Annotated in this window: 5 protein-coding genes and 1 pseudogene; 4 read left to right on the top strand and 2 right to left on the bottom strand. The window is 70.5% G+C overall.

All coding sequences use genetic code 11. The features are described from left to right. A pseudogene (locus tag V7E05_RS13260) lies at nt 1-151 on the top strand (steroid 3-ketoacyl-CoA thiolase); the annotation flags it as partial. Between the two features lie 160 nt (nt 152-311). Here the strand turns inward: V7E05_RS13260 and V7E05_RS13255 are convergent. Together V7E05_RS13255 and V7E05_RS13250 are read right to left on the bottom strand one after the other, a co-directional pair. Continuing rightward, nucleotides 312-1,226, bottom strand: coding sequence for an SDR family oxidoreductase (locus tag V7E05_RS13255; RefSeq protein WP_333620113.1), 915 nt, complete (start codon nt 1,224-1,226; stop codon nt 312-314). A gap of 18 nt (nt 1,227-1,244) precedes the next feature. After that, nucleotides 1,245-2,135 carry an SDR family oxidoreductase gene (locus V7E05_RS13250; protein ID WP_333620112.1) on the bottom strand — a complete coding sequence of 297 codons (891 nt, stop codon included), beginning with the start codon at nt 2,133-2,135 and terminating at the stop codon, nt 1,245-1,247. 82 nt (nt 2,136-2,217) lie between these two features. Between V7E05_RS13250 and V7E05_RS13245 the strand changes: the two genes are divergently transcribed. The 3 genes from V7E05_RS13245 to V7E05_RS13235 form a co-directional block, all read left to right on the top strand. Beyond that, nucleotides 2,218-3,000 (top strand): enoyl-CoA hydratase family protein, encoded by a 783-nt coding sequence (locus V7E05_RS13245; RefSeq protein ID WP_333620111.1) that lies wholly within the window; start codon nt 2,218-2,220, stop codon nt 2,998-3,000. Nucleotides 3,001-3,054: 54 nt separating this feature from the next. Then, the gene (locus V7E05_RS13240) at nt 3,055-3,942 is read left to right on the top strand and encodes a CoA transferase subunit A (RefSeq protein WP_333620115.1); all 888 of its coding nucleotides are present in this window, start codon (nt 3,055-3,057) and stop codon (nt 3,940-3,942) included. Further along, a partial coding sequence (locus tag V7E05_RS13235; RefSeq protein ID WP_333620110.1) for a CoA-transferase subunit beta occupies nt 3,939-4,688 on the top strand: 750 nt, incomplete at its 3' end. The genes V7E05_RS13240 and V7E05_RS13235, both read left to right, overlap by 4 nt.

Below are 4,688 nucleotides of genomic sequence, written 5' to 3'. Positions count from 1 at the left end.
GATCGCGATCGGGCACCCGGTCGGCTCGACCGGCTCCCGGCTCATCACCACGGCGCTGCACGAGCTCGAGCGCACCGACGGGCATCGCGCGCTCGTGACGATGTGTGCCGGTGGCGCCCAGGCCTCCGCCTCGATCATCGAACGCATCTAGGTTCTGCCCCCTTCCCCCAACACACAGGCGAGGGCGGCCCTGGTGAGCCGGGGCCGCCCTCGCCTGTTTCGCCTGCCGCAGCCGGTTCGACCCGGCTGCGCCGCCGGCCTCCCGCGGACTTCGATCTTCCTGCGACGGCCGGTGAACTCCTAGATACTGCCTAGCGCGCGCCGTAGACCGGCACGGGCTCCGGCGACTCCGCGATGAGCCGCGGCACGACATCGCCGAGCTCCTCGGGCTTCCAGCGCTCGCCCTTGTCGGCCGTGCCGGCGCGCTGCCAGCCGTCGCACACGGTGACCTTGCCGCCCTCGGTCTCGAACACCCGCCCCGTGACCTCGCACTCGGCCGAGCCCAGCCACACGACCAGCGGCGAGACGTTGCCGGGGTGCATCGCGTCGAACGTGCCGTCCTCCGGTGCCGCCATCGCGGAGGCCATGGATTCGCCGGCGGACGTAGTCATCCGGGTGCGGGCAGACGGGGCGATGGCGTTGAGCTGGATTCCGTAGCCGCCCATCTCGGCCGCGGCCTGGATGGTGAGCAGCGCGATGCCCGCCTTGGCGGCCGCGTAGTTCCCCTGCCCGACCGAGCCGAACAGCCCCGCGCCGGATGTGGTGTTGACGACGCGCGCCGCGCGCGCCCGGCCCGCCTTGGACTCCGCGCGCCAGTACGCGGCCGCGTGGTGGAGTACGGCGAAATGGCCCTTGAGGTGCACTCGGGTGACGTTGTCCCACTCGTCCTCCGACATTGAGACGAGCATCTTGTCCCGGAGGAACCCGGCGTTGTTGACCACCGTGTCGAGCGCGCCGAACGTGTCGATCGCCTGCTGCACGAGGCTCTTGGCCTGCTCCCAATCGGAGACGTCCGCTCCGTTGACCACGGCCTCTCCGCCCTCCGCGACGATCTCGGCGACGACCTGCTCCGCGGGGTGTTCCCCGGTGTTCGAGCCGTCGAGACCGGCGCCGAGGTCGTTGACCACCACCTTCGCGCCCGCCGCGGCGAACGCGAGCGCGTGCTCGCGCCCCAGCCCGCGCCCGGCGCCCGTGACGATGACGACACGTCCATCGCAGATACCCATATCCGACCTACTTTCGTTCTACTTCTGTTGATTTTCCCGGGGGTTCGACGCCGTCGAGGCTGCGAGAAACGCCGGGCGCTCCCCTCCCCCGTGGACGAGGAGCTCGGCGCCTGTGATGTACGACGCGAGCGGGGATAGCAGGAACGCCACGGCCTGCCCGACGTCCGCGGGCTCGGCTATCCGGCCCATCGGGATGGTCTCGCCGACGGCGGCGATCCCGGCGGCGTCGCCGTAGTGCATTTCGGCGAGCTCGGTGCGCACCGGGCCGACGACCACGGAGTTGACGCGGACCCGCGGCGCCCATTCCACGGCCAATGACTGCGTGAGGGAGTCCACGCCGGCCTTCGCCGCGCCGTACGACGCGGTTCCCGGCGACGGCCGGTGCGCGGAGACCGAGGAGATATTGACGATCGCCGCGCCTCCCGGCGGCGAGGGGGCGGCGCCGTCCGCCGTCATGACCCGATGGGCCTCCTGCGCGACCGTGAGGCCCGCGAGGAGATTGAGCGCGACGATCTTCGCGTGGAAGTTCGCGCTCGCATCGGCCGCGAGCGCGAACGGCGCACCCCCGGCGTTGTTGACCACGGCATCGAGGCGGCCGTGGCGGGCGATGATGTCGTCGACGAGCGCGGCGACCGCTTCCGCATCCCGGAGGTCGGCGGAGTGGAACTCGAGTTCGGCGAGATCCGCCGCCTCGGCCGGGCGGCGGGCGCAGGTGATGACGGTGGCGCCGGCCTCGCGGAGCGCGCGGGCGATGCCGCCGCCGACGCCGCGGGTGCCGCCGGTGACGAGCACGACGCGGCCACCGAGGCCGAGTCCCGCGAGGGCTGCGGTCGTGGCGGAGGCATTGGCGGGGTTCGCCGCGGGGCCCTCGGAGAGGTTCCCTGCGGATCCGGTCTGCGCGTCGTTCATGGGTGCTACGGTAACAACAACCAAGCAAGCGTTTGGTTGTTTGCTCGGATTGCGCCAGAGCGCACGTGCGAAAGGTGGCCCGATGGGCATAGAGATCGAGAAGGACCCCGGCGGGATCGCGACCATCACGGTCGACTACCCGCCGGTCAACGCCATCCCGTCGGCCGGCTGGTTCGAGCTCGCCAACGCGCTGCGCGAGGCCGGCCGGGACCGCGCGGTCAAGGTGGTCGTCCTGCGCGCCGAGGGCCGCGGGTTCAACGCCGGCGTCGACATCAAGGAAATGCAGGACTTCGCGGGCTTCGACCACCTGATCGCGGCGAACCGCGGCTGCTACGCCGCATTCGCGGCGGTGTACGAGTGCGAGGTCCCCGTGATCGCTTCGGTCAACGGCTTCTGCGTCGGCGGCGGCATCGGGCTCGTGGGCAACGCGGACTCGATCGTCGCCTCCGAGGGCGCGGTCTTCGGCCTTCCCGAGGTCGACCGCGGCGCGCTCGGCGCCGCGACCCACCTCGCACGCATGGTGCCACCGCACGCTCTGCGCACCCTGTACTACACCTCCCAGAATGTCACGGCGGAGCAGCTCCAGGCGTGGGGCACCGTGCACGCCGTGGTGCCCTCGAACCAGCTCGACGCCACCGCGCGCGAGCTCGCCGAGAGGATCGCCGCGAAGGACACGCGCGTGATCCGGGCGGCGAAGGAGGCACTCAACGGGATCGATCCCGTCGACGTCAAGAAGTCGTATCGCTTCGAGCAGGGCTTCACCTTCGAGCTCAACCTCGCGGGCGTCGCCGACGAACACCGCGACGCCTTCGTCTCCACCGGAGGGAACCTCGATACTTCCCGGAACCAGCGAAAGGACTCCTGAGCCGTGGTTTACACTCCACCCGCCAAGCGCGACAAGCGCTCCACCCTCGACGACATGGTCGGCCGACTCGAAAGCGGCATGACCATCGGGATCGCCGGCTGGGGTTCGCGCCGCAAGCCGATGGCGCTCGTCCGCGCGATCCTGCGCTCGGACCTCACCGACCTCACCGTGGTGGCCTTCGGCGGCCCGGACATCGGGCTGCTGTGCTCCGCGGGCAAGGTCGCTCGCGCTTACTACGGATTCGTCTCCCTCGACTCGGCGCCGTTCTACGACCCGTGGTTCGCGCGCCGCCGCACCGAGGGCTCGATCGAGGTCCGCGAGATGGACGAGGGCATGGTGCGCGCGGGCCTCCAGGCCGCCGCCCAGCGCCTCCCCTACCTGCCGGTCCGCGCCGGCCTCGGCTCGTCCGTTCCCGATTTCTGGAAGGGCGAGCTCGCGACCGTCGAATCGCCCTACGGGCACTCCGGACCCATCGCCTCCACCGAGGGCGAGAAGGAGCGGCTCCTCGCGATGCCGTCGCTGCGCCTCGACGCGGCGCTCATCCACCTCGACAAGGCCGACCGTCACGGCAACGCCGCGTATACCGGCGTCGACCCGTACATGGACGACCTCTTCGCGAACGCCGCCGAGCTGCGTCTCCTCGAGGTCGACGAGATCGTCGACTCGGCCGACGAGCTGTTCCGCGAGGTCGGCGCAGAGCGCATGCTCCTCAATCGCATGCAGGTCGACGCCATCGCCGAGGCGCCGAACGGCGCCCACTTCACGTTCTCCGGCTCCTACGTGCGCGACGAGGCGTTCCAGAAGCACTACGCCGCCGCGGCGAAGGACGACGCAGCGTGGGCAGAGTTCCACGAGCGATTCCTTTCCGGCTCGGAGGACGACTACCAGACCGCCGTCAAGGCCTTCGACGCCGAGGCCGCCGCGAAGGGAGACCGCAAGTGAGCAGCCCCAACGACTCCGCACAGAGCATCGAGCGCGCGGACTACTGCGCCATCGCGTGCGCCGAGATCTTCGCCGGAGCCGGCGAGATTTTCGCCTCCCCGATGACCCCGATGGCCACCGTCGGCGCTCGCCTCGCGCGCCTCACCACCGAACCGGATCTCCTCATCTCCGACGGGGAATCGCGATTCCTCGGTTCCACGCCCCCCGTGGGAAAGGTCGAGGACATCGAGGGCTGGATCCCGTTCGGCCGGGTCTTCGAGGTCCTGGCCGGCGGCCGCCGCCACGTCGTCATGGGCGCCAACCAGCTCGACAAATACGGCAACCAGAACATCTCCGCGTTCGGGCCGCTCGAGCAGCCCAAGCGGCAGATGTTCGGCGTGCGCGGCGCGCCGGGCAACACCATCAACCACCCGACGAGCTACTGGGTCGCCAAGCACTCGGCGCGGGTGTTCGGCGAGTCCGTCGACGTGATCTCCGGGATCGGCTACGACCGCTACGCCCCCGGCGATCCGGCGTTCCGCTTCCATCACCTGCACCGGGTGGTCACGAACCTCGGTTCGTTCGATTTCGAGGGCGAAGGCGGGGCAATGCGCGCACGCTCGCTGCATCCCGGGGTGTCGGCCGAAGAGGTCCGCGCGAACACGGGATTCGAGATCGAGGGGCTCGACTCCGCGCCGGAGACGCGCGCGCCCTCCGAGCTCGAACTGCAGATCCTCAACGAACTCGTCGACCCGCGGGGCCTGCGC

Origin of the sequence: Dietzia sp., assembly GCF_036741115.1 — a bacterium.
Lineage (GTDB): Bacteria > Actinomycetota > Actinomycetes > Mycobacteriales > Mycobacteriaceae > Dietzia.
Note: the sequence above shows the minus strand (reverse complement) of the source record. Positions and strands in the feature narration are given on the sequence as shown.